Raw genomic sequence first — 25,442 nt, forward strand, 5'->3', positions numbered from 1 at the left:
AGTAGACCGACCCACCCTCGAAGTGCTGGAAACACCCACCATCACGCAACCCGCACGTGGTGTCCCCCACCGGATAACCCAACGCACCCCGCTCCCACCCCGCCGCAGCCCACCGGTCACGGATCGGCCCGCGGATCACGTGCGCCGCGGTGCGGTACGAGGCGTAGATCGAGCCGCGGTCGTAGTGCGCGTAGGCCCCTACCCCGTCCGGTGTCCGCGTGGGCGTGGTCGTCATCGGCCCGAGGAGGTCGCGGGCCCCGGAATCGAACTGGTAGCGCTGCTGGATCAGCGGGACGACGGTCCCGAGCGTCGTGCTCACCTTGTCGCGGATCTCGCCCATCCGGGCGTAGCCGTACCGGCCGGGGCAGGCGGTGCTGCCGACGTCCCGGTGACCGAAGATCGTCGGCAGCGTGACCGAGGTGCCCTTGGCGTACCGTGACGTGCCCCCACCTCCGGAGACCAGCGTGGTGCTGGCCCGCGGATCCACCCCGTAGAGGGCGAACTTCCAGGCGATGATCGCGGAGACCGAGTCCACCATCGGCTGGGTGGTCTCGGCGGTGTCGTAGTTCCCGAGCATGGAGACACCGAAAGTGCCGGTGTTGAAACCACCGGCGTGCGCACCGACGACGGTGCTCGCCAGGCCGCCGGACCGGCCCTCCCAGAGGCGGCCGAACTTGTCGACGACGACGTTGTAACCGATGTCGCCCCATCCCAGGCTCACCGCGTGGTAGCGATAGATCGACCGCATGATCGCCGGCACCTGGTCGATGGTGTAGCTGTTCGAGTCGGCGGTGTGGTGCACCGTGGCCGCCTTGATGGTGGAGGCGTACTCGGGCCCCCACGTGCGGATGCCCTCGTCTGCACCCCACTGCGCCCGCGAGTAGACGTGCGGCATGGCGGTGGCCGCATCCGCGGTGTCCTGGATGTCCGCCGGTCCCAGCGCCGCGTCCGCCGGGCTCGTCCCAGGGTCGACGAGATCCAGCCGGACGTCGGTGGGAGCCGCCCCGCTGCGGGTCACCAGCTCCGCCTGGATCCCGGTACTCGGGCCGGTCCACAGCGGCGCCGTCCCACCGCGGGGCATGTCCGCCCCGTCGGCCGGGGTGCGCTGGTCGACGCTCTCCGTCTCGATCACCGTCCAGGCGCCCCACTCACCGCGGTCATCACGAGCACGGATCTGGACGACGGTGTCGGTGACGGCCGGGTCATGGGACCAGGTGACCCCGACCAGCGAGAAGTTGCGGGTATCGCTGCCGCTCAGGGTCAGCACCGGGCTGCCCTCCGGCACGCCGGCCACCGGCACGGTGGTCGCATCGCGCAGCTCGACCCCGGGCGCAGGGGTCGAGAGCGATCCCATGGCGAGCTCGTGGGTGAAGGTCTCGACCGGCACCGGTTCCGGGCCGGAGGAACCGAAGACGGGCAGGACGATGATCACTCCGGTCAGTCCTGCGGAGACGGCCAGGGCTGCGAGGAGTCGGCGCACGGGAAGAGGTTCCTTTCACGGTCGGCGGCACTCACCCGCCCGCCGGGGAGCACGTCTCCCGTCTGCATCGTCAGGAACCGTCGACCTCTTGAGTCGGCCGAAAGATTCCACGCGGCCGGACCGGTGCGGCCGGTGACACGCCCGCTGGGAAGCATGGGGTCGTTGCGGTTGCTGGCCATGTTTGTGACGGAATGGCCCTCGGAGCGCTCGGCAGATGGCACTTCCTCCGTGTCGAACGCCTTCCGGAGCCCCGCCGCGTAGCTACCCTTGCCAAGGTCGATGCACAGAGCGTCACAACCGTCCGACCGGGCAGGCCGCCGCTGGCGCCCCGCCGTCGGGCCGGCGCACAACACCGATATGAGGACGACGTGAGCCGAGACGGGAACGAGCAGGACCGCCCGGCCGGACGTCCGCTGCCCCCACGCCTCGACCCCCGGGCCGGCCGCCCGGCCCGCGCGCACTCCACCGCACCTGGACGGCGTGCGCAGGCGCCGGAGGACCGGTCACCCGGTGGCCGGTCCCGTCGCGCGGCGGGCGCGGTCCGGATCGTCGCCGGCGTCCTCTCGGCGGCGCTCCTCGCCGGCTCGGGCTGGGGCTGGTACCTCGGCCGGGTCGCCGAGGCGACCGTCAACCGCACGGACGCCATCCCGACCGCGGGGAACGAGGGCACCGGGAACGGCCCCGAGGCCATGAACCTGCTCCTGGTCGGCAACGACAGCCGCAGCGCGCTCACCGAGGCCCAGCTGGCCGAGCTCAACGCCGGCACCGACTCCGGCGTGAACACCGACACGATGATCCTCGTGCACGTCCCGGCCGACGGGTCGCGGGCGTCGTTCGTCTCCTTCCCCCGCGACTCCTACGTGGAGATCCCCGGCTACGGGAAGGACAAGCTCAACGCCGCCTACGCCTACGGCTACCAGGAGGCCGGCGCGACGGCGTCGGAGCCGGAGCGCCAGGCTGCGGGGGCGCAGCTGCTGGTCCAGACCATCAGCCGGCTGACCGGGTTGCAGATCGACCACTACGCCGAGGTCGACCTGCTGGGCTTCTTCAACCTCAGCTCCGTCGTGGGCGGTGTCGAGGTGAACCTGTGCGAGGCCGTCGACGACTCCCGGTGGTCCGGCGCGGTGTTCTCCGCCGGTCCGCAGACGATCAGCGGCGCCGACGCGCTCAGGTTCGTCCGCCAGCGCCACGGGCTCCCCCGCGGCGACTTCGACCGCATCGTCCGCCAGCAGGTGTTCATCGCCGGCGTGCTGCGCAAGATGCTCTCCGAGGAGGTCCTGCTCGACCTCGGCAAGCAGCGCGAACTGGTCCAGGCCGCCTCGGAGTCGCTCACCATCGACAAGGATCTGGTGCTCCTGGACCTGGCCCAGCAGATGCAGTCGGTCACCGCCGGGTCCATCGAGTTCCAGACCATCCCCTACACCGGAACCGACCGCGACGCCCAGAACCGGTCGATCATCCGGCTCGCGGAGGAGGAGGCGCTGCACGCCTTCTTCGCCGACCTGTCTGCGGAGCCGGCCGAGGAGGCCCCGGCCGACGCTGAGGCCCCGGGGACCGTCGACCCGGCCACGGTGCCGGTGGACGTCTACAACGGCTCGGGCACCTCGGGCCTGGCGGCGAAGGCCGCCAGCGCGCTGGCGGCCGCCGGCTTCCCCGTCGGCGCGACGGGCAACGCCGCGTCGATGGACCACGAACGGACCGAGATCCGCTACGCGAGCGGGGACGAGGCGCTCGCCAACACCGTCGCCGCAGCCATTCCCGGAGCGGTGCTGAAGGAGAGCGACGACCCCACCAGCGGCACCGTGCAACTGGTGCTCGGCAGCGACTTCAACGGCGTCGGGCAGGCCGTCACCCCCGCTCCGCCGGCCGAGCCGGTCGAAGGCGCGGACGCCCGCACCGCGGCCGACACGACCTGCATCAACTGAGCCGCACCGCCCGGCCCACGGGGATCCCCCGCACCACGGTCCTGCGCCCGGGATGGCGACACGAGCGTGACCGAGCGGACGTCCGCGGTGGCGTGGCGCCTCCCCTCGCGCGTGGTCGCCGCGCACGTCGCCCCCTCTCCGGGACGACGGCGTAGCAGTCCTTCAGCGTCGACATCCTTCCGGCACATCGCACTGACCGCCGAGGAGCTCGACCGACCACCGGCGGTGTACCCCTGGATTCCGGACGTCCCCATCGGGTTCTCCTGGCTGTCTTCGGGAGCCTGACCCTCCTCGGCAACCTCACCGGGCCGCCGGCGCAGCCGACGCCCTGGACCGTCGGGCCGGCCGTGGCCGTGGCCGCGGTGGCCGCGCTCCTCACGCGCCAGGGCGGCGCCTGGACCACCGGCGCCGGCGGGTGCCCGCCGCGATCGTCGCGCTGCACCCCTGAGCGCTACCTGAGATCGTCCACGGCGCGGTCGTCGCCGACCCCGCGGAGAGCACCGCGACCAGAAGCGACGGGTAGCTGCGCCTGCTTCCCCCGCCGGCGGCGGCGCGGGACACCTGCCGGTATGGCAGGCCGCCCCGCCCTGACCGGGCGGCTGGTGGGCGCGAGACCGGGATGAGGCGGCGCGGACGAACCCCCGGGTCGGCCGGCCAGGCAACACGTGGGCAGCCGCGCACCTGCCGCGCGGGGTCCGGCTGCCCGGTCCGTCAGGCCCGGGCGTTCCGGTGGCGCGGCCGGCCCACGACGACCGCCACCAGGAGCAGGACCGCACCGACGGCCACGGTGACCGGCAGCAGCCGGGCCCCGATCGGCTCGAAGAACACCTCGAGCTCACCCGAGGACACGCCTGCCGGCAGCTCGATCCGGAGGACCGAGTCCGCGAACGCCGACACCGGCACCGGACGCCCGTCCAGCGTGGCGCGGAAGCCGTTCCAGTAGGGGGTGCGGAAGACGAGCTCGCCGCCCTCGTCCCCGGTCGAGACGGTATAGCTCTCCAGGGGGTCACCGAGGCGGGCCACGCCGTCGTTCGCCGCGGCATCGGTGACGACGACGTCGTTCCCCGAGATCGCGCTGATCCGGCCGGGCAGCGGTTCGTGACGCACGTACTCGCGCCAGCCGTCGCGTCCGCCGACGAAGTCCCAGTTCTGCCGGAAGTAGAGCGCGATCTCCTGCGGCACCTCGCCGGTCCGCCCGAGCAGCACGCGGTTGCCGGACAGCACGTCGACCCACGGCACAGTGGCCCCCTCGGGGACGGCCATCAACCCCGGCTGGTCGAAGCGCAGCCCGCTCTGGTAGTCGAGCTTCGCGTGCTCCTGCACACCGCGCTGCCAGACGGCGAGCGACCCGTACCCGACCCGGAGGTCGGCGGGCAGGTTGGCGTTGCCGCCGAGAACACCGCTGGCCCAGCCCCGGTCGTCCTGGCCCCCCAGGACGCCGAAGGAGTAGACGGTCACCGAGGTGTCCGTGGCCCACGCGTTGTCGCGGAAGTCGCCGACCGTCGTGCCGACGTCGTACCCGGTGGTGTTCGGGCGGTAGACCGGCGCGCCGGTCGCGGCCCCGGTGAAGGCCTCGTGGCGCTCCTGGATGGCAGCCCCCATGCCGAGCTGGACCAGCAGCGGAGCGGCGCAGGCCAGTACCGTCGCCACCGCCGCCACCGGCCGGATCCGGCGCTGGAGCGCCGGCCGGACCGCCCACCCACGCCGCGCGGCCGCGGTGGTCGCCGCCTTCGGTCGCACGAGCAGGACCACGGCGACCAGCGCGCCCGCGGCCAGCACGGCGGCCAGCGCGTGCCACTTCCAGAGCAGCGGTGCGCGCATCATGGCCACCAGGAACTGCAGCAGCAGCAGGCCCCCCGCCAGGGCGACCCGACGCCGCTCCACCCGCATCGCGGCGGTGAAGGCCAGCACCGCGAGGAGCGCGAAGGCGACCTGCACCACGGCGAGCAGCCGCCAGGGCATGCGGAAGCCGAGCATGAAGGTCGGCAGCTGCACCATGAGCAGGGAGAGGATCCAGAGTGCGCCTGCCGTCGGCACCCCGCGGCCCCGTACGGCGCGTCGCCAGTCGACCATGGCCAGCAGCGGCAGCGCGATGACCGCCGTGCTGAGAGTCGGCACGCTGCCACCGCTCAGAGTGGTGGTGCCGCCCACGACGGCGTCGAGCATGTTGACGCCGCCACCGGCGGAGCCGATGACGTCGCCGCCGCTGGGTCGCCACATCCACTGGGCGACGTCGAGGGCGTTGACGAGAGTCGGCAGGCTCAGCGCCGCGCCGGCCGCGAGCGCGGCGACCGTCGCCGCCGTCCACCGGTCCCGGAGCACGGCGCGCCCGGCGGCCCGCCACCGCTCGCATCCTTGGCACGCCACCAGGAGCGGGACGAGGGGCAGGATGTAGGGGTTCCCCGAGCAGACCACGGCCGCCGTGGCCAGCCCGACTCCGACCAGCCCGTACCAGCGCCGGGACGACAACGCCGCCCACAACCACACCAGGGCCGCGACGCTCCACATCAGGGGCGACCAGGCGCTCCCCCACCACAGGAAGAAGCCGCTCGTCGCCGCCCCCAGCGCGGTGGCCACCGCGAGGGCCGGCCGCACCCGGTGCGCCAGCAGCACGGCCGCGGTGGAGCAACCGAGTGCGAGCACCGCCAACCAGGCGTGGACGGTGGCGACGTGCTGCAGGTCCTCCTGGGTGCCGGCCCACAGCAGGAAGGGCCACCGGATGACGTCGAGCACGCCGTACTGCATGTCGGCGGTCAGGTTGCCGGCCATCCCCTGGTCGGGGTCGAGCAGGGGCAGCGACCCCTCGGCCATCCGCCGCCCCAGCCACCAGGACATGGGCGTGAACTGGATCTGCGCGTCGTCGATCCAGAAGAAGCGGGGCACGGCGGCTCGCAGGACGGCCAGGAGCACCAGCTGGACGCCGAGGTAGGCACCGAACGCCCACAGCGCGGGCCGGCGCTGCCACGCCCGCCGCCGCGCCGGGCGGATCGACTCGATCCGGCGCGGGGACGCCGTGCGCCCGTCCCGGCCCCGGGGATGCGGGACGACCGGCGTGGGGGGCGTCGACGTCGGCGGGGCGTCGCCGGTGTCCGTGACGGTATCGGTGGTCAGGCTCATCAGCACTCCGCATCGGCGCGACGGGGCCCCGTGCCCCCGGAAGCGCAGCCCCCCTGTGGCCGCGCACCTGCGGACGCGCGCGAAACAGCCTCCGCACGTCCGGGCACGACGGTAACGGCGGAAAGCCACGCTCCGCTATCGAGACATCACGCGAGGTGCGGATGTGGCCACGGAGGCCCAGCGGTCGCGGATGTCACACCGCCGGCTCCGGTACCGCGCGCGTCCCGCGCCGTCCCTGCGTCGACCTGAGCGGTCCGCGGACGGAGGTCGCCGAGCCGCCGCCGGCCTGGAGCGGCAACCACCGGTGTCAGACGGGTGCGCCGGTCGCCTCGAAGGCGGCGAGCTCCTCCGGAGTCCCGAAGCAGTAGAAGTCCCCTCGCACCAGGCCTACCCGGCGGCCGGCGTCGATGAGCTCGTTGAACACCAGGGAGACGTAGTACTCCGGCATGGCGGCGCCGATCTGCCGCTCCATCAGCCGGTCGGCGGCCTCCAGGAAGATCCTCGCGGCGGTGAAGGAGTAGACACCCATGAGGGCGTCGGAGGAGATGGCCTGCTTCTCCGCCGTGCGCACCACGGTCCCGTCCTCACCCACCTCGGCAAAGCTGTAGCGCGGCTCGGTCGAGTGGAACGACAGCAGCAGCCCGTCAAAGTTCCGGCTGTCCACCGCGGCCTGCAGCACCCGGAAGTACTCCGGGCTGTCGAACGCGATGTCGCAGTCCATGATCACCAGGGGCTCGTCCGGGTCGAGACGGTCCCGGGCCTCCAGGCAGGTCTCCACCGCGCCACGGGTGTCGTGGTCCAGGAGCACGATGCGGGCGGACGGCTCGGCCTCGACCACCCGACCGGCCAGCCCGTGCTCCCGGTCGTTGTCCTCGCGGACGACGACGGTGACGGTCTTGTCCCCCTGCCAGGGATCGAACGACCCCAGCGCCCGCTGGAACATCGGGATGCCCCCGACCTCGATGAGCGGCTTGGGCGTGCTGATGCCGACCTTCCGGAACCGGGTTCCCAGCCCACCCATCGGCATGAGCACCTGCAGGGTCGCCATCACTGCACCTCGTCCCACTCGTAGTCGCGGTCGGCGGCCGGCGCGGAGGTCTGCCGGCCCAGCCGCCACAGCGCCAGGTTCCGCAGCGCCGTCCGGAAGATGTTCCAGTTCCGGGCGTTGGACACCTGGTCCTCCTCGCGCCAGGTGATCGGCACGAACGCGAACCGCACCTTGCGCCGCACCAGGTCGAGGATCAGCTCGTAGTTGAACGTCAGCTGGTTGGCGAACCGCAGGTAGGTGGCCGGGTCCAGGTCGCGCAGCGCGAACAGGTTGAGACCCGAGCCGAGGTCCTGCAGCGGCCGCAGCGCGACCGCGCTGTAGATGGCGTTGAGGACGCGGTTACCCCACACCCGCTTGGCGTCGTACCCGTGCAGCCGCGAACGCCGGCTGAAGCGCGAGCCCAGCACCGTCTGCGTCTCCGGATGCGCCTGCGCGTGGTCGAGCAGCAGCCCGACCTCGTCGCTCCTGGCCTGGTTGTCGCCGTGCAGGATGACCACGTGGGTGTGGCCGGCGGCCCGTGCGTGCTCGAACGCCACCTTGTGAGTGCCGCCCAGACTGTTGTTCTGACGGTTGCGGAAGACCCGCAGGTTGGGCAGCCGACCCGAGCGCTTGTAGGCCACGGCGCGCTCGAGGGTGTCGTCGGTGCTGCGGTTGTCGATCACCCAGATCTCGGTGACCCGCGCAGCCACCTCGTCGGTGATCTCGTCCAGCACCCGGCCGATCTGGGGTGCGCAGTTGTAGGCCGGGATGGCGATGACCGCGTTCACCGGATGAGAACCTCCTCGTTGCTCGGCTGGGCGCCGAGCGCGTCGTCGTCCTGTGCGTGCACCGGGAGGTCGTACTGCTCCAGGAAGCGGTTGAGCGCCTGGATGCACACCCCGTAGTACTTCAGCACCGTGCCGGGGTTGATGGCCACCCGGTGGGTCAGCATCCGGCCGTAGAAGAGCCCGACGTGGAACAGCACGGCGCGCTGCTCGGCCGGCGCCAGCCGACGCGGCATGACCTCCGTCACGACGAAGTCGGCGAGCTCCGCGTACCGGGCCGACCGCGCGTCGCGGTAGGTGATCTCCGGAACACCTTCGGCGGAGGCTCCCAGCAGGACCGGGTCGTCGTCGTCGTTGAGGAACTCGTAGCCGTACAGCAACGACTGCAGGTGCCGGGCGAAGTCGATGATCGGCCCGCGGATCTGGTTGTCGTCGGAGGGGTCGATGACCAGCACCCGGTCGGTGGGCAGGTCCACCAGGATGTTGTCGACCGTGAGGTCACCGTGGATGTGCGACGACGAGCGGAACGTCGCCAGGTCCTCCCACGCGGCGGGGGTGGTCTGGATGCGGGCGAGGATCCGGTCGAAGTTGTCGAGCTCGGTCCCGTTGATCAGGATCCGGTCGCCCTTGAGCGCCTGGGCCAGCGCCGGATGCGACTCGGCGGCGGCGCGCACGCGCAGGACGAACCGCTCGGTCACGTAGTCGTCGCGCAGGTCCGGCCGCTGCTCCAGCGCGCCGAGCCGGTAGACGCGCGAGTACATGTACTCCCAGACCTCGGCCAGCTTGGCCCGGCCCTCCGCCAGCGGGCTCTCGTGCACGTACTCGAACAAGGGCACGCTGCTGGGGCGGTACTCCAGGTCGATGGAGTAGTGGTCCTCGGCGTGCTCCTCGCGCAGCACGGTGACCAGCTGGGCGTGGTCGGCGCGCTCGGCCAGCCAGTCGTGCTGGTTCTTCAGCCGGTGCGCGTACTCCGTCGGCACCATCTTCTTCACGAACAGCTCCCCCGAGCCGTTCGTCGCCAGCAGCGTCACCGCGTTCGAGCCGCCCTTGAAGAACCGGACCAGGCTGACGTTGCCGTTGACCTCGAGCCGGTGCATGACCGTGCTCAGGTGCTGGCGCTGGAAGTAGGCGTCGAGGAAGTGCGTCATCGAGCTCGAGATGTCCTGGTCGCGGCCCAGCTTGTTCACGTACCGGTCGCCGGGGGCCGGCGCCGCGCCCGCCCCCGGGTCGCTGGTGCGCCGCGCCCAGTTCACGAACAGCGCGACGACGGCGACGGCGATCACCGGCACGTTCACGACCACCCATGCCGCAGCGGCGAACAGCAGCACCGTCGGGCCGGACAGGCCGGTGCTGCCCTCGATGAAGCCGCGGACGCCGTCGGCGAACGCACCGGGGGCACCGTTGCCGATGCTCGGGCTGACGACGCCGGCCGGCGCAGCGGTCGCCATCACGGCGTCGCGACCGGACAGCACCGGGAAGACCAGCGCCACGGCCAGCGCCGCGGCGGCCACGTAGCAGGCCCACGAGGCCAGCGTCAGCACTCCGTAGCGGACCAGCTGGCGGCGCTGGCGGAGGAAGCGCTGGAAGCCGAAGATGACCGACCAGAGCTTGAACCGGGCTCGGTTCTCCAGGTCGGTGTTGAGCCACGCCGTCATCCGCCAGGCCAGGCGCATGAGGGTGGCGTTCTCCCGGACCAGCGCCGCGAACGAGGCGATGAGCACCAGGGAGACGAGGAGGGCGATCACCGCGGCGGCGGGCACGATGCCGGTGACGGGGCCGCCGACGACCGCGATGAGGACCAGGAAGGCCACCGACACCAGCACGACGTCGATCAGCCGCTCCAGGACCACGGCCAGCAGCGTGTACAGGAAGCTGATCCGCAGCGTCTTGGCGATCAACCAGGCTCGGACGATCTCGCCGACCCGCAGCGGCCAGACCAGGTTGAACAGGTAGCCGATGGACAGGTGCCGGAACTGGCCGGCCAGGCTGCCCCGGCGCACGTTGTCGATGGGCACCTTGGTCCGCGCCGCGCGCAGCACGTGCCCGCCCAGCTGGATCAGGCCGGCGACGCCCAGGAGCGCCCAGGCGGTGCCCGACAGCCCCGCCGACAGCTGGGACCACAGGTCGGTGAGGGTCGGCCAGGTGGCGACGACGAAGCCGGCCAGGGAGAGCAGCGCGACGGCGATGAGCGCCAGCCGGCCGCGCGAGTAGCGACGAGGAGTCATCAGAAGTGCGGCACCTCGAGCACCATGAGGCCGGCCGCGAGCGCGGCCTGTCGCCCGGTCTCGGAGTCCTCGAACGCCAGGCTCGCGCCGGCGTCGGCACCCAGCAGCTCCAGCGCACGCAGGTAGCCCTCCGGGTCGGGCTTGCTGCGGACGACCTCGTCGCCCCAGACGACGACGTCGAACAGCTCCGTCAGCCCGTGGGTCGCCAGGATCTGCCGGCCGTTGCCGGACTTGGCGGTGCTGACCAGCGCGGTCCGGTGCGTGGGCGCCACCAACCGCAGGAAGGCGATGAGCGCCTCGTTGGCCGCTGTCCGGTGCAGCTGTTCGGCGTACAGCCGGCTCTTGGCCGTCCGGATGACGTCGATGCCCGACGGGTCGATGCCCGGCAGCAGGTCGGGGATGAAGTCGCGGGAGTCGCGGCCCCAGGTGGTGGCGAACTGCTCCGTGGTGAGCTCGTGCCCGGACTCGGCGAACGCGTCGCGGTAGGCCAGGTAGTTGGCCTCACGGGTATCGACCAGGGTGCCGTCGAGGTCGAAGAGCAGGGCCTGCACCGACCCGCCTGGTGCTGCCATCGAGAACTGCTCCCCTACTGCGTCGGTGGTCCCGCGCCACTCGGCCGGAACGCTGCGCTGCTGCTCCATTCAGGCCCCTGCGCCGTCCCGTGCGGGAGCCGCCTGCCCGGCCGGGACCGCACCGGCCCCGGCCGCGCGACCGAACAGCAGCTTGCTGGCTGCGAAGTTGGCCGCGAAGGACGGTGGCAGCGACATCAACTTACAGACGAACGGCGCCCAGCCGGTCTGCGCGTGGAGGACGTCGATGAGCACGGAGAAGGTCACGATCGACGTGACGTACCACCCGACGAACAGCAGGAAGGACGAGCGCGACCGGCCACCGGCGAATGCGTACTTGGTCACGAACAGGTACACGACGACGACGGCGCAGCCGGCGCTGATCACGTTGGCCAGCCACGGTGGCGCGCCGAGGCGCACACCGAGGTAGAAGAGGCCGAGGTCCACCGCCAACCCCAGCCCCGACCCCAGGAGGAAGTGACCGAGTTGGCGCAGGAGCTGGCTCGGGCGCGGGGTCACCGCTCCTCCGTCCCGGCGCCCGCGGGCGTCCCCGTGCGTCGGCGACCGGCGACTGCCGCCCACACCCAGCCCGTCAGGACGAGCAGCGCCCCGGCGCCGGTCGCCGGGAGCAGCAGCCGCTCGCCGATGGGCGCGTAGGAGATCTCCAGCGTCCCCGCCGTCACGCCGGGGGGCAGCTCGATCCGCAGCGCGGCGTCCTCCACGGCACCCACGGCCACCGGCTCGCCGTCCAACGTCGCCTGCAGCCCTGGCCAGTACGGGATCCGGAAGGCCAGCCATCCGCCGTCGTCCCCGGTCGAGACCGTGTAGGTTCCCATGCTCTCGCCGCCGTAGGCCAACTCGGACTCGCTGGCCTGCGCCACGTCGACAGCGGAGGCGGCTGTGACGCGACCGGGCAGGTCGTCCTCGCGGCGGTACTCGATGTACTCGTCGCCCTCCTCGACCAGGGTCCACTCGCGGTCGAGGTAGTCGGCCAGGGCGTCGGGGGCGTCCCGGTCCAGCAGGACGGTGTCCTCGCTCATGAGCTCCAACCAGGACGTACCCGTGTCGCCGGCCGGGCTCAGGAGCTCGCCCGGGGCCTCGCACGTGGCGCCCTCGTAGGTCCGGCACCAGCGCTCGTTGAGGGAGGCGTGCCAGACCGCGTAGGAACCGGTGCCGGTCAGGAAGTCGGCCACCAGGTTGCCGTTGCTGCGCAGCACCCCGGCCGACCAGCCCATGTCACCCTCGAACCCGTAGGTGATCACGGTCGCCGAGGTGTCGGTCGCGAGGGAGCGTTCCCGGTAGTCCGCCACGGTCGTGCCCAGCTCCCGCCCGGCCGGCAACGACCGGAAGGGGACGTCCGCGTCGGCGGCGGCCCCGTCCAGCGCGTTCCTCCGCTCCTGGAGGGAGACCATCATCTGCTCCCCGAGGAAGACCGCGCCCCAGCTGATCGCGATCACAACGGCGGCGGCGGCCCACGTGCGCCGGCGGTCGCCGGCCGCCGGCCGCCGCAGGGCCACCACCAGTCCGGCCACGGCGACGGCGGTGAGCACCCCCGCGAGCACGTGCCAGCTGAGGAACACCGGGGCCCGGAAGACGGCCAGCAGCGTCTGCGCGAGGACCAGCGCCCCCGCCACCGCGATCCGGCCTCTGCTGAACCGCGGCGCCGCGCGCAGGCCGAGCAGGACCAGCAGCGGCAGCATGACCTGCACGACGACCAGGTAGCGGAACGGGTAGCGGAACATCGCCACCACGGTCGGCAGCTGGGTGAAGACCACTGCGAGCAGGTACACCACGCCCGCCGTCACGACGCCCGGCGCCCTGAGGGCCTGGCGCCACTCCACGAAAGCGACCGCCGCCACGGCGACGACCAGCGTGTACATCGCCGGCACCAGCGGCACCGTCCCGCCGAAGGAGTTGGTCTGCCCCAGCAGGGTCGGTCCGCCCAGCAGCACGTCGGCCAGGTTCGTCACGCCGAATGCCGCGTTCCCCACGACGGGGTCGGGGCTCAGCCGGGACATGTAGCCGGACATCTCGACCGTCGTCAGGAGCGTGGGCAGCGCGATCAGCAGCCCGCCCACGGCCGCGACGATCCGGCCGACCCCCAGGGGCTGGAGGAGCACCCGCCAGCCGCCGCCGTCGCGGATCTGCTCGAACGCCTGACCACCGACGAGAGCCAGCGCGAAGAAGAGGACGTAGGGGTTGCCGGACGCGAGCAGTGCCCAGGTCGCCACACCGAGCACCAGGGGCGCGACCCGGCGCCGGGCCGTGAGACCCCACCAGAACCAGAGCAGCCAGGCCACGCTCCACATGAGCGGCCACCACGAACCGCCGTACCAGAGGAAGAAGCCGCTGGAGGCCACACCCAGCGCTCCGGCCACGGCGAGCCAGTCGGTCACTCCGTAATGGCGGAGCACGGTGAGGACGCCGGTGCCCAGCAGGACCACGCAGAGCGCGGCGAACCCCCACGACATCACGAGGAGGTCGTCGGTGAGCCGGGTGAGCGCCTGCAGCCCCCAGTGCAGCGGGTCGAGGACGCCGTACTGCATGTCCGCCGCGAGGTTGCCCGCCATCCCCAGCTCGGGGGCCATCAGCGGGGGCCGGCCCCCCTCCAAGTGCTGCCCCATCCACCACAGCATCGGGCCGAACTGGCCCTGGGAGTCGTCGAGCCAGAAGAAGCGGGGGGCCAGCCGGCTCAGCACGAACAGCTGGAGGAGTTGCAGCAGGAGGTAGGCCGCGTACGTGACGAGGGCGGGTCGCGTCCGGGAGCGCCGTCGGGCGGCGACCACTCCGGATGGGTGGGCACCCGGGGCCGGTGCGGGGGCCGGACGGCCCAGCTGCTGGGTGTGTGCGGTCACGTCCCGACCTTCTTCTCCGACGCGGAGCGCCGGATGCGACGACTCCGGCAGCGCGTCCGCGGGCCTGTCCGCCCGCACCACTGCCTGTACCGAGACCCGACTGTAACTGCGCGCCGGTGCTGACCTGCGAGCCGAGCAGCCCAGGTGCCACCCTCTTCCCGTGCACCACACGACTCCCTCGGTCCCCGCCGACCTGCTCGCCGCCGCACTGCGCACGGCGCCCGCCGCCCCGCTGGTGACGTACTACGACGACGCCACCGGCGAACGGATCGAACTGTCCGCCACCACGCTGGCCAACTGGGTGGCCAAGACGGCCAACCTGCTCCAGGACGAGTTCGACGTCGGGCCGGGCAGCACGGTGGCCCTGGCCCTGCCGGTGCACTGGCAGACCGCTGCGGTGCTGCTGGCGGTCTGGAGCTGCGGGGCGGCGGTCGTGGACACCGCCGCGGAGGACGACGGCCGGCTGGACGACGCCGACGTCGTGCTCGCCGCCCAGGACCGGCTGGCCGCGCTCGAGGAGCAGGGGATCGCCGAGCTCCTCGGGCTGTCGCTCCACCCGCTGGGGATGGGCATGACCGGCTACGTGGGCTCGGCCCGCGACTTCGCCCTGGAGGTGCGGGCGCACGGGGACGTCTTCACCCCCTGGTCGCCGCCCCGGCCGGATGCGCCGGGCATGGTGCTCGGCGGGCTGGAGCTGTCCCTGGGCGGCCTGGTCGCGACCGCGCAGGAGCTGGCCGGGCGGCTGGGCATCGTCGCGGGCGACCGGGTCCTCGTCGATGCGCGCATCGCCGCGGAGGCCGGCCCGGCGGCCTGGCTGCTGGCCCCGCTCGCGGCCGGGGCCAGCATCGTGCTGGTCAGCTCGGTCGACGTCTCGGGCCTGGCGCGCCGGGCCGCGTCCGAGCGCGTGACGGCTACGTTCGGACAACGCGTCGACGGCATCCGGGAGCTGGGGCGTGGCGCCTGAGCCGTCCGGTCGCCGCCCGTCGTCGCGGTGACCTTCCCGATCCTCGTCACAGCGTGTCGGGCCGCAGCCTCCTCAGCACGTCCGGGTCGATCGCCCGATCGTGCAGCGGCAGGACCAGCTCGGTGACGAGGTCTGCGATCTCCGCCACGCGCAGGTGCAGACGGCGTTCCTGCAGCAAGGCGCGGTTCAGCTCGGCGACCTCCGCGGCCAGGCCCCCCGGGGCGCCCTCCGCTCCCCGTACGTGCTCCTCGACGGCCGCGAGCCTCCGCTGCGCGTCCGCCAGCCCAGCCTGCAGCTCCTCGTTCTGGCGTCGCAGGTGGTCGGCTTCCGCGCGGACGCGCTCGAGCTCCCCCCGCTGGGCGCGCAGTTCGTGCAGCTCACCCTCCAGTTCCAGGGCCGCCGGCGCCAGCACCCGCCGCACCATGCGGACCGGTCCGGCGATGGGCGAGCGGCGGCCGGGATGGTGTGCGTCGGTCATGGTGTCCTCCGTCGGAACGTCATCCGCCACATCTGGGTGCTCCGCTCCTCGGGTGCGCCGAACCACGCGACCCGTTCCACAGCTCCGAGGGCCTCGTCGAGCACCAGGCCGTACCGGGCGGCTTCGTCGACGACCTGGTCGAGGGAGAGGTGGCGGTGCAGGGCGATACCGGGGTGCGCGGTGTCGGCGACGAGATCGAAGTACGCGGCCCCGCCCCGGCGCAGCAGCATGCCGCAGAGCCGGAAGACGTTGTCCCGCCCCCGGTCCTCCAGCGCGTTGAGCAACCGGCGGCCGAACACCGTCCACGGCCCGGGGGTGGCGGCCACCTGGGCGCCCAGCCGGACCACCGCGCGGATGTCGAGCAGGTTGAGGACCTCGACGGTGGCGTCGACCTGCCGGTCGGCGAGGGCGGCTCGCGCGATGTCGACGGCGTACCGGGAGAAGTCCACGGCGCGGACGGTGCGTCCGGCCGCGCCCAGCGCCAGGGCGTCGGCGCCCAGGCCGCAGCCCAGCTCCAGCAGCGGCTCTCCCGCCGGGGTGCGGGCGTCCACCCAGCGACCGAACGCACTGGCGGCCGCGCCCGGGCGGGGCTCCACCGGGGCGAGGAGAACCTCGTCCTCCCACTGCTCCCGCTCGACGTTGTAGTCGGCGAACCAACCGTAGAAGCGGTCGGCGGTCGCCGGCGGGATCTCGAAGGTGAACGACGGGTCAGGGCTCCGCCAGCCGGGGCCGTAGAGCGCGGCCAGCACCATCTCGGGGTTCTTCGGCGCCGGCTCGGTCCGGTCCTCGATGTGCACCGGCACGGGCGGGAGCAGGTCTTCCGCGCCGACGGCCGGCACCCGGAGGGGGATGTGCTGGTACCAGTGGTCATCGAGGAGGAAGCCGGTGAAGACGTCCACGTAGTGGTCGGGCACCCCCTCGTGGCTCACCACCACCTGCAGGTGGGCCACGGACAGCCGGAGCACCTCGTACCCGGCGCTCCTCAGCAGCCGCCCCAGCTCGAAGCTCTCCAGCGTGACGTCGGCGGGGTGCGAGAGGCGGCTGAGATAGGCCAGATCCGCGTCGTCGTCGTGCGGCAGGACGTGCCCGTCCTCCCGCACCGGCCCCAACAGCGAACCGCCGGTCACGTACACCCGGTCCCCGAGCCTGGTCTGCAGCAGTTCCCGCACAGCCGTCAGCGAGTCGAGCAGCCGGCCGACCATGCCGTTGTCGGCATCGGCGAGCGCACGTCCCAGCCGGCCCCACTTGTTGACCACGAGCGGCCGGCCGTGCCGGTCTGCGAGGGTGAGCGGGGCGGCATCACCGTCGAAGCTGAACTCGACCTCCGGACTGAGCCGACCGCTGGCCACGTCCCGCAGGGCCACCGCGAACGTCCCGCTCAGGTGCGGGGCCAGCGCGGTCGGCCAGGGCTCGAAGCCCTGCCAGCCCTCCACCCCCGCCGCGGGATCGGGCCCCGCGGCCCGGAACGACCAGACCCGCCGTCCGTCGAGCAGGACGTCGACCACCCGCTCACCGACGGCCTGCACCTCGTAGGTGAGGCCGTCTGCGGACGGACGGACCGAGCGGATGGGGGTCATGGCTCCGTAGGTGGTGACGAGGTCGGACGGGACGCGCGCGCGGGTCACCGTCACGAGGACGTGGGAGCCGGCCGCGCCGAAGGTTCCCAGGACCGTAGCGCCGCCGCGGTGGGGTGCGCGACGCGCGTCCGGGCCGTCAGCGCAGCAGACTCCGGGCGATCACCATGCGCTGGATCTGGTTGGTGCCCTCGTAGATCTGGGTGATCTTGGCGTCGCGCATCATGCGCTCGACCGGGAAGTCCTGGGTGTAGCCGGCGCCGCCGAACAGCTGGACGGCGTCGGTGGTCACCTGCATGGCGACGTCGGAGGCGAACGCCTTCGCGGAGGCCGAGACGCGGGTGACGTCGGGGCGCCCCTGCTCCCCCGCCGCCGCGGCGACGTAGACCAGGTGGCGGGCCGCCTCGATCCGCATCTCCATGTCGGCGAGCACGAACTGCACCCCCTGGAACGAGCCGACGCTCGTTCCGAACTGCTTCCGCTCCTTGACGTAGGCGACCGCGGCGTCGAGCGCGCCCTGGGCGACGCCGACGGCCTGGGCGCCGATGGTCGGGCGGGTGAAGTCCAGCGTCCGCAGCGCGGTCTTGAAGCCCGTGCCGGGTGCGCCGATGATCCGGTCGGCCGGGACGGTGCAGTCGGTGAAGTACAGCTCGCAGGTGGGCGAGCCCTTGATGCCCATCTTGCGTTCCTTCGGCCCCACGGCGAAGCCGGGGTCGTCCCGGTGCACGGCGAACGCCGAGATGCCGTTGGCACCGGCCTCCGGGTCGGTGACGGCCATGACCGTGTACCACTCGGAGACGCCGGCGTTGGTGATCCAGGCCTTGGTGCCGTTGAGCACCCAGTTCTCGCCGTCGAGCCGGGCACGAGTCTTCATCGCGGCGGCGTCGGAGCCGGCTTCGCGCTCGGAGAGCCCGTAGCTGATCATCGCGTCGCCCGACGCGATCGACGGCAGGACCTCCTGCTTCACGTCCTCGGACGCCGACAGGATGATCGGCATCGACCCGAGCTTGTTGACCGCCGGGATGAGCGAGGCGCTCATGTCGACCCGGGCGACCTCCTCGATGACGATGCAGGTGGCGATCGCGTCGGCGCCCTCGCCGCCGTACTGCTCGGGGATGTGGGTGGCGTGGAAGCCGGCCGCGGTGAGCGCCTTCTGCGCCTCGATCGGGTAGCGCGACTCGGCGTCGACCTCGGCGGCGTAGGGGGCGATCTCCCGCTCGGCGATGTCGCGCACCGCCGCCCGGATGGCTTCGTGCTCCTCGGTCAAGGCGTACAGCCCGCTGTTCGTACCCACGCCGTCGATCCTAGGAGGTCCGACTACCCGTCGGTAGCGAGGCGCTCCTGGAGGGTGAGATCACGGGCGACGACGCTCTCGGCGAGCTCGGCCTGGAACCGCTCGACCCGCGCCCGCAGCTGCGGATCGGCGGCGGCGAGGATGCGGACGGCGAGCAGGCCGGCGTTCCGCCCACCGCCGATGCCGACGGTCGCCACCGGTACCCCGGCCGGCATCTGCACGATCGACAGCAGGCTGTCGATCCCGTCGAGCCGGTCCAGCGGGCGCGGCACGCCGATGACCGGCAGCGGCGTGGCCGCGGCGACCATGCCGGGCAGGTGCGCCGCTCCCCCGGCGCCGGCGACGATCACCCGCAGACCCCGGGCGGCCGCACCCTCGGCGTAGTCGAGCATCCGGCGCGGGGTGCGGTGGGCGGAGATGACGTGCGCCTCCCAGCCGACGCCGAACTCCACCAGCGCCTCGGCGGCCGGCGCCATCATCGGCCAGTCCGAGTCGCTGCCCATGACGATCCCGACGACCGGGTCGTCGGCAGGGACCAGCCGGCTCACGGGGGCCTCCTCGGCGCTCAGTGGTCGTGCTCGAAGGCGAAAGCGGGGTCGACGACCCCGTCGGCCAGGTAGCGCGCGGCGGCGACCGCGCGGGCCCGCACCTCCGCGACGTCGTCGCCCAGGGCGGTCACGTGCCCCAGCTTGCGGCCCCGGCGCTGGGTCTTGCCGTACCAGTGCAGCTTCACGTCGGGCCAGTGCGCCATGAAGTGGTGGATGCGCTCGTCGAGCGCGGGCCCCGACCAGTCCTCGGCGGCCGCGGCGCCACCGAGGACGTTGGCCATCACCGCGACCGGCGCGGTCATCGCCGTCGACCCCAGCGGGTAGTCGAGGACGGCGCGCAGGTGCTGCTCGAACTGGCTGGTCCGCGCGCCCTCGATCGTCCAGTGGCCCGAGTTGTGCGGGCGCATGGCGAGCTCGTTGACCAGGATGCCGTCGGGGGTCTCGAACAGCTCGACGGCGAGCATGCCGACGACGCCGAGCCGGTCGGCGATCCGCACGGCGAGCTCCTGCGCCGCGGCCGCCCGCTCCTCGGACAGACCGGGTGCCGGGGCGATCACCTCCGCGCAGACGCCGTCGCGCTGGACCGTCTCGACGACCGGCCACACGGCCACCTGCCCGAAGGGCGACCGGGCCACCTGCGCCGACAGTTCCCGGACCATCGCCACCCGCTGCTCGGCCAGTAGGGTGCCGTGCCGCTCCAGCAGCGACGCCGCCTCCACGACGTCGCGGACGACGAAGACGCCCTTCCCGTCGTAGCCGCCGCGCGGGGTCTTGAGCACCACCGGCCAGCGGTGGGCGGCGGCGAACACCTCGACGTCGGCCGCCGAGGACACCTCCGCCCACGCCGGCTGCGGCTCCCCCGCCTCGCCGAGCGCGCGCCGGAGGACGAGCTTGTCCTGGGCGTGCACGAGCGCCCCCGGGCTCGGGGCGACCCGAGTACCGGCCGCCTCGAGCGCTTCGAGGTGCTCGGTCGGCACGTGCTCGTGATCGAAGGTGACGACGGTGGCGCCGCCGGCCACCGCGCGCAGGGCATCGAGGTCCCGGTGGTCGCCGAAGCGCACGTCGGCGGCGACGAGCGCGGCCGACTCATCGGGGCCGGCGGCCAGGACCCGGAGCGACTGGCCGAGCGCGACGGCCGCCTGGTGGGTCATCCGGGCGAGCTGGCCGCCGCCGATCATGGCCACCACGGGGAGTCCGGTGTGCGGGTGCAGAGGCGCAGGCATGGTGCCCGAAGGCTAGCGGCGTCCCCGGGCCGCGCGGCGAGCGCCCGGGACCGGCGCCTCCGTACAGTGCTGGCGTGGGCCTCGTCGTGCGGTTGCGTCAGCTCCTGCGCGCCGGTGAGCGACGGCTGGTGCGCGAGCTCGGGGCGTTCGGCGTCGTGGGCGCGGTGTGCTTCGCCATCGACGTCGGGCTGTTCCAGCTCCTGTACGCCCACGTCGGTGCCGGAGCGGTGACGTCGAAACTGCTGGCCACCCTCGTGTCGATGTCGGTCGCCTTCGTCGGGCACCGGTTCTGGTCCTTCGCCCACCGGGCGCGCACCGGCCTCCGGCGCGAGTACTGGCGCTTCGCCGCGGTCAACGGGGCCGCGCTCGTGGTGGGTCTCGGAATCGTCGCGTTCGTCCGCTACCCGCTCGACCAGCAGAGCGCTCTGGTGCTCCAGGGCGCGAACCTGGTCTCGATCGCGTTGGGGACAGTGCTGCGCTTCCTCGGGTACCGCCGCTGGGTCTTCCCGCAGCGGACGTCCGCGGCGCCGCCAGATCCGGTCCCCGCCGCCGCCCCGGGCGGGCCGGTCGGCCGAGCCTGACCCCGCGAGCCGGCGCTCAGCCGGCCAGCCGCGAACCGTTCCGCCCCGCGATGACCTCCAGCCGCGTCGGGATCCGGGTGCGCAGCTCCTCCAGGTGACTGATCACACCGACCGTGCGCCCGCCCCGCCGGAGCTCGTCCAGGACGGTCATCACCGCGTCCAGCGCCTGCGCGTCGAGGGTGCCGAAGCCCTCGTCGACGAAGAGGGTGTCGATGCGCACGCCACCGGTCTCGGCGGTGACGACGTCGGCGAGGCCGAGCGCCAGCGCCAGCGACGCCATGAAGCTCTCGCCGCCGGAGAGGGTCTTCGTGGGCCGCCGGGCGCCGGTGTACTCGTCGAAGACGTCCAGCCCCAGCCCGCCCCGGGCACCGTGCCGTCCCTGCGCGTCGCTGTGCAGGAAGGTGTACCGACCGCCGGACATGTCCAGCAGCCGCCGGCTGGCCACCTCGGCCACCTGCTCGAGGCGCGCCGCGAGCACGAAGGACTGCAGCCGCATCCTGCGGGCGTTCGCCCCCCGGCCGTGGGCCAGGTCGGCCAGCGCGGTCACCTGGTCGGCCCAGTCGCGCAGCTCGGCCAGCTCCAGCTCCGCGGCCGTCACCCGGCCGACGAGGTCGGCCAGCGACGTCGCGCAGCGCCGCGCCTGATCCAGCGCGGCCACCGCCTCCTCCCGCCGCCGGGTCACACCCGCGCAGCGGTCCTCCAGCGCGTCCAGGTCGGGCCGCGGGGGGAGATCGGCCAGCTCGGCGTCGGCCGGCCGCCCCCGCAGCAACGCCACCCGCTGGTCGTGCCCGTCCAGCTCCCGGTCCAGCCCGGCGAGGCGGCCGGGCTCCAGCAGCGCCGCCGCCGCGTCGAGCAGGTCGTCGAAGCCCGCGGCCCCGGCGCGCTCCTCGGCGGCCCGCCGGGCGGCTTCCGCCTGGGCCTGCGCCCGCGTCGACTCGGCTCCGGCGGCGACGACCGCCTCGCACCGGTCGGCCGCCCCCGACAGCCGCGCCACGCGGGCCGGGAGGTCGGCGTCGCCGCCGCGCGCGGCGGTCAGCCGCTCGGACAGCTCGGCCAGCCCGAGGGCGCGGGCCTCCCGCTCGGCGATCCGCGCGCGCCGCTCCTCGCGGTCGGCGGCCAGCCGGGCGGTCGCGGCCTCCCGCTCGCCGGCCAGCCGCTGCAGCTCCGCCTCGGCTGCGGCGAGCCCTCCGGCCAGCTCCGCGGTGGCCCGGACGGCGGCGGTGAGGCCGGCCACCCGATCGGCCTGCTCCCGCGCCGGCAGCTCCCCGGCGCGGGCGCGGACCACGGCCAGTTCCCGCTCGGCGGCGTCGAGCCGGGCGGTGGCCGCGGCGAGTGCGGTCTCCCCGGCGTCGGCGACCACTCGGGCGGCGTCCTCGTCGGCCGCCGTGACCCGCACCCCGTCGTGCACCGCCGGCCGCGGGTGCTCGGTCGCACCGCAGACCGGGCAGCCCGCCCCGTCGGTGAGCGCCGCGGCCAGCTCCGCCGCCATCCCGTCGAGCCGCCGGCCGCGCAGGTCCAGCCACTGCTCGCGGGCGTCGGCCCACTCCTCCCGGCGCACCCGGACGTCCGCGCGCAGCTCCTCCAGCCGGCCGGCCAGCGACTCGGCGGCCCGGGCCGCCTCCAGCGCGTCCTGCGCGGCGTCGAGCGCGCTGCGCTGCGCCGGCAGCTCGGCGGCCGCCGTCCGGGCCCGGGCGAGCCGCTCCTCGTGCTCGGCGAGCCGGGCGGGGAACCCGGCCACCGCCCGCTCCCCCGCGGCGCAGCGCGCGGCCAGCTCGTCGACGGCCCGGTCCAGCGCCGCGACGGTGCGCTCGATCGCCGCCGCCCGCTCCACCTCCGGCAGCAGCGCCCGCGCCCCGGCTGCCTGGTCCCGCAGCTCGCGGGCCACGGCCGGGGTCGCCTCGCGGCCGTCGGCCACCGGCGCCCACGCGACCTCCGCCGCGGTCAGCGCCTCGGCCGCCCGTTCCGCGGCCAGGGCTGCCGCACCGGCCGACTGCAGCACGTCGCGCAGCGGCTCGGCGCGGCGGCCGGCGTCGCGCTCGGCACGGAGGGGCGCGAGCGCGGGCTCCCGCTGCTCCAGCCGCGCCAGCTCCGTCGCCGCCTGGACGCGCCGGGCGTGCCGCTCGTCGAGCGCCCGGGCGGCGGCCAGCTCGCCGTCGATCGCGGCCACCTCCACGGCGGCGGCGTCGGCCCCGGCCGTCACCTCCGCCAGGCGGCCGGTGGCCGCCGCGCGGACCTTCTCCACCCACGGCACGACCCGGGTGGCCGGGCCCGCGCCCACCAGCTCGGGGGCGAGGTCCTCGGGCACGTCGACCTCGGCGATCTGGGCCACCCGCGCGACGAGGTTGCCCAGCTGGGCGCGCTGCACCGTGCTGCGCTCGCGGGCTGCCGCGCGCTCCTCGGCCAGCCAGTCCTCGGCCCGGGCGAACCGGTCGACGTCGAACAGCGTGCGGAGCAGCTCGGCACGGTGCTCGGGCTCGGCGCGCAGGAACCGCGCGAAGTCCCCCTGCGGGAGCAGCACGACCTGGCAGAACTGGTGGACGTCGAGCCCCAGCCGGGTGCGCAGGTGCTCGGAGCCCTCGTCGATCCTCGTGCTGACCGGCTCCCACCCACCGTCGGTGAGCCGGGAGACCAGCAGCTTGGCCTGCTCGGTCGCCCACCCCTCGCCGCGCTTCTTCGGTCGCTGCTGCTCCGGCCGCCGGACCACCCGCAGCCGCTCCGGGCCCAGGGTCAGCTCGCAGGTGACCTCCGTGCGCGTGGCGGCGTCGGCGTGGTCGCTGCGCAGCCGCTTCTCCTCGCCGCGCGCGCCGGGCACCCGCCCGAAGAGGGCGAACACCACGGCGTCGAGCAGGGTGGTCTTGCCCGCGCCGGTGGGCCCCCACAGCAGGAAGAGGCCGTCCCGGCCCACGTCGTCGAGGTCGACCTCGACGGTGCCGGCGAACGGGCCGAATGCGGTGACCTGCAGCCGGTGCAGCCTCATCGGGCCACCTCCGCGCGGTCGCCGGCGCCCAGCGCCCGGGCCAGCAGCTCCCGCTCGGCCGCGGTGGCCGGGACGCCGCGGACGTGGCTGACGAACTCACCGGCGACGTCGAGGGCGCTGCGCCCCTTCATCCGCTCCTGGTAGCTCCCGCCCTCGGTCGCCGCCCCCGCGCCGGCCCAGTCCAGGTGCACGCAGAACGGGAACCGCTCCTGCAGCCGGCGCATCGGGTCGGTCGGCCGGACCGGGTCGGTGAGGCGGGCGGAGACGAAGTGCTGCTCGGCGGCGGCGAGCGCCGGCTCGGCGAGCAGCTCCTCCAGGGTGCCGGTGAGCACCGACAGCGCCCGGGGCGTGGGCAGGGGCACCGCCCGCACCTCGGCGAGGCCGTCGGCGTCGAGGTCGACCAGCCACGCCTGCTTCTGCTGCCCCGCCTCGCCGAAGGAGTAGGCCAGCGGGGACCCGCTGTACCGCATCCGCGCCGACAGCGTCTGCGGCCGGTGCAGGTGACCGAGGGCGACGTAGTCGACGCCGTCGAACACCCGGGCCGGTACGAGGTCGACCCCGCCGACGCAGATGTCCCGCTCGCTCTCGCTGGCCAGCCCACCGCCGACGAAGGCGTGCGCGAGCACGACCGACCGGGCACCCGGGCGCAGGAACAGGTCGGCGCGCACCCGGTCCATGGCCTCGCGCAGCACCGCCTCGTGACCCCGCGCCGCGGGTACGCCCAGCTCGTGCCGGGCCACCTCCGGCTCGAGGTACGGGATGCCGTACACCGCCACCTCGCCGTGCTCGTCGGCGAGCAGCACCGGCTCGTCCAGGCGCGGGGTGACCGCCCGGACGTGCAGGCCGGCGGCGCTGAGCAGACCGGAGAACGTGCCGAGCCGACGGGCCGAGTCGTGGTTGCCCGGCGTCAGCACCACCCGGGCGCCGGTGGCCAGCAGCCGGCCGACGACGCGGTCGAGGACGCCGGTGGCGTCGGCCGAGGGCACCGCGCGGTCGTACACGTCACCGGCCACGACGACCACGTCGACCCGCTCGGCGGTGACGACGGCGGCCAGGCCGCTCAGCACCGCCTCCTGCTCGGCCAGCAGGTCGGTGCCGTGCAGGGTGCGGCCGATGTGCCAGTCCGACGTGTGCAGCAGCCGCATAGGCGCACAAGGTAGGGAGGGGGTACGACAGAACCGCCCAGGCGCGCCGTGACGGGCCCGTCACACCGGGTTCGGCGGTCAGCGGACGCCGGTGGAGCGCCAGCCCTCCGCGGGCGGCAGGCCGTCGCCGCGGATGTACCAGGCGTTCTCCTGGGCCCGCCGGTCGGCGTCCTCCTCGATCATGAAGGCGAGCAGCTGCTGGACGCCGTCGGTGTCGGGGATCCGGCGCAGCACGGTGGCCCCGGCGTCCCCAGCCGTCTCGATGGTCAGCGTGCCCGAGTGGATGATCCGTTCCCACAGCGTCTGGGCGTAGGAGACGTCGGTTATCCGGGAGAGCCCGAGGTCGCGGCCGCGGCGGGCGAGGACGCCCTCGCGGAACAGCAGCCGGTGGGTGGTCACCACGTAGTGCGTCGTCCGCCAGCGCAGCAGCGGGACGACGACGAGGAACAGCAGCAGCAGGGCCGCCACGACCACGATGGCCAGCCGGATCATGCCCTGCTGCGGCCCCGAGGGGACCAGCGCGGCCCCGAACGAGACGCCGCCGACGACGAACAGGAAGGACACGACCGGCCGGAAGACCGTGAGCCAGTGCGGGTGCAGGTGGCGCACGACCTCTTCGTCGTCGGCGAGGAGCTTGTCGGGGTACGGCACACCCCCAGGATGCCGCCAGCGGCC

Annotated in this window: 19 protein-coding genes; 3 read left to right on the forward strand and 16 right to left on the reverse strand. The window is 73.7% G+C overall.

Annotated elements, in window-relative coordinates; translation table 11 throughout:
- Window positions 1-1,480, reverse strand: a 1,480-nt coding sequence (locus ACI791_RS16745; RefSeq protein WP_456587068.1) for an N-acetylmuramoyl-L-alanine amidase, incomplete at its 3' end; no start/stop codon positions are given.
- Between the two features lie 368 nt (window positions 1,481-1,848).
- Between ACI791_RS16745 and ACI791_RS16750 the strand changes: the two genes are divergently transcribed.
- Entirely contained in the window at window positions 1,849-3,405 is a 1,557-nt protein-coding gene (locus tag ACI791_RS16750; protein ID WP_456587069.1) for an LCP family protein, read from the forward strand.
- A gap of 711 nt (window positions 3,406-4,116) precedes the next feature.
- Here ACI791_RS16750 and ACI791_RS16755 read toward each other — a convergent pair.
- The 7 genes from ACI791_RS16755 to ACI791_RS16785 all read right to left on the reverse strand — a co-directional run bounded on the left by ACI791_RS16755 (window position 4,117) and on the right by ACI791_RS16785 (window position 13,983).
- Window positions 4,117-6,522, reverse strand: a complete 2,406-nt coding sequence (locus ACI791_RS16755; RefSeq protein ID WP_456587070.1) for a hypothetical protein — start codon at window positions 6,520-6,522, stop codon at window positions 4,117-4,119.
- Between the two features lie 307 nt (window positions 6,523-6,829).
- On the reverse strand, window positions 6,830-7,570 hold the full coding sequence (locus ACI791_RS16760; protein WP_456587071.1) for a glycosyltransferase family 2 protein: 741 nt from the start codon (window positions 7,568-7,570) through the stop codon (window positions 6,830-6,832).
- Window positions 7,570-8,337 (reverse strand): glycosyltransferase family 2 protein, encoded by a 768-nt coding sequence (locus tag ACI791_RS16765; protein ID WP_456587072.1) that lies wholly within the window; start codon window positions 8,335-8,337, stop codon window positions 7,570-7,572. The genes ACI791_RS16760 and ACI791_RS16765 overlap by 1 nt, the downstream gene beginning before the upstream one ends.
- On the reverse strand, window positions 8,334-10,559 hold the full coding sequence (locus ACI791_RS16770; protein ID WP_456587073.1) for a lysylphosphatidylglycerol synthase domain-containing protein: 2,226 nt from the start codon (window positions 10,557-10,559) through the stop codon (window positions 8,334-8,336). The genes ACI791_RS16765 and ACI791_RS16770 overlap by 4 nt, the downstream gene beginning before the upstream one ends.
- Window positions 10,559-11,131: an HAD family hydrolase gene (locus tag ACI791_RS16775; protein WP_456587074.1), complete on the reverse strand. Its 573-nt coding sequence runs from the start codon at window positions 11,129-11,131 to the stop codon at window positions 10,559-10,561. Before ACI791_RS16775 ends, ACI791_RS16770 begins: the two co-directional genes overlap by 1 nt.
- 69 nt (window positions 11,132-11,200) lie before the next feature.
- Entirely contained in the window at window positions 11,201-11,647 is a 447-nt protein-coding gene (locus tag ACI791_RS16780; RefSeq protein WP_456587075.1) for a GtrA family protein, read from the reverse strand.
- Complete coding sequence (locus ACI791_RS16785; protein ID WP_456587076.1) at window positions 11,644-13,983, reverse strand: hypothetical protein; 2,340 nt, start codon at window positions 13,981-13,983, stop codon at window positions 11,644-11,646. The genes ACI791_RS16780 and ACI791_RS16785 overlap by 4 nt, the downstream gene beginning before the upstream one ends.
- A 160-nt stretch (window positions 13,984-14,143) precedes the next feature.
- On the opposite strand from ACI791_RS16785, the gene ACI791_RS16790 reads away from it, so the two are divergent.
- Window positions 14,144-14,947, forward strand: coding sequence for a TIGR03089 family protein (locus ACI791_RS16790; protein ID WP_456587077.1), 804 nt, complete (start codon window positions 14,144-14,146; stop codon window positions 14,945-14,947).
- Window positions 14,948-14,993: 46 nt separating this feature from the next.
- Here the strand turns inward: ACI791_RS16790 and ACI791_RS16795 are convergent, their stop codons facing one another.
- The 5 genes from ACI791_RS16795 to ACI791_RS16815 form a co-directional block, all read right to left on the reverse strand.
- Complete coding sequence (locus tag ACI791_RS16795) at window positions 14,994-15,425, reverse strand: DUF6752 domain-containing protein (protein WP_456587078.1); 432 nt, start codon at window positions 15,423-15,425, stop codon at window positions 14,994-14,996.
- Window positions 15,422-17,050 (reverse strand): methyltransferase domain-containing protein, encoded by a 1,629-nt coding sequence (locus ACI791_RS16800; protein WP_456587079.1) that lies wholly within the window; start codon window positions 17,048-17,050, stop codon window positions 15,422-15,424. Before ACI791_RS16800 ends, ACI791_RS16795 begins: the two co-directional genes overlap by 4 nt.
- An 88-nt stretch (window positions 17,051-17,138) precedes the next feature.
- The gene (locus tag ACI791_RS16805) at window positions 17,139-18,293 is read right to left on the reverse strand and encodes an acyl-CoA dehydrogenase family protein (RefSeq protein ID WP_456587080.1); all 1,155 of its coding nucleotides are present in this window, start codon (window positions 18,291-18,293) and stop codon (window positions 17,139-17,141) included.
- Between the two features lie 23 nt (window positions 18,294-18,316).
- Window positions 18,317-18,841 carry a 5-(carboxyamino)imidazole ribonucleotide mutase gene (purE, locus tag ACI791_RS16810; RefSeq protein WP_456587081.1) on the reverse strand — a complete coding sequence of 175 codons (525 nt, stop codon included), beginning with the start codon at window positions 18,839-18,841 and terminating at the stop codon, window positions 18,317-18,319.
- A gap of 17 nt (window positions 18,842-18,858) precedes the next feature.
- Window positions 18,859-20,064, reverse strand: a complete 1,206-nt coding sequence (locus tag ACI791_RS16815; RefSeq protein ID WP_456587082.1) for a 5-(carboxyamino)imidazole ribonucleotide synthase — start codon at window positions 20,062-20,064, stop codon at window positions 18,859-18,861.
- A gap of 74 nt (window positions 20,065-20,138) precedes the next feature.
- Between ACI791_RS16815 and ACI791_RS16820 the strand changes: the two genes are divergently transcribed.
- The gene (locus tag ACI791_RS16820; protein ID WP_456587083.1) at window positions 20,139-20,645 is read left to right on the forward strand and encodes a GtrA family protein; all 507 of its coding nucleotides are present in this window, start codon (window positions 20,139-20,141) and stop codon (window positions 20,643-20,645) included.
- A gap of 16 nt (window positions 20,646-20,661) precedes the next feature.
- Here ACI791_RS16820 and ACI791_RS16825 read toward each other — a convergent pair whose 3' ends face one another.
- The 3 genes from ACI791_RS16825 to ACI791_RS16835 form a co-directional block, all read right to left on the reverse strand.
- Complete coding sequence (locus ACI791_RS16825; RefSeq protein WP_456587084.1) at window positions 20,662-23,622, reverse strand: AAA family ATPase; 2,961 nt, start codon at window positions 23,620-23,622, stop codon at window positions 20,662-20,664.
- Window positions 23,619-24,767, reverse strand: coding sequence for a metallophosphoesterase family protein (locus tag ACI791_RS16830; RefSeq protein WP_456587085.1), 1,149 nt, complete (start codon window positions 24,765-24,767; stop codon window positions 23,619-23,621). The genes ACI791_RS16825 and ACI791_RS16830 overlap by 4 nt, the downstream gene beginning before the upstream one ends.
- Window positions 24,768-24,845: 78 nt before the next feature.
- Window positions 24,846-25,418: a PH domain-containing protein gene (locus ACI791_RS16835; RefSeq protein WP_456587086.1), complete on the reverse strand. Its 573-nt coding sequence runs from the start codon at window positions 25,416-25,418 to the stop codon at window positions 24,846-24,848.
- Window positions 25,419-25,442: the final 24 nt, after the last annotated feature.

Source organism: Blastococcus sp. SYSU DS0973 (genome assembly GCF_054051055.1).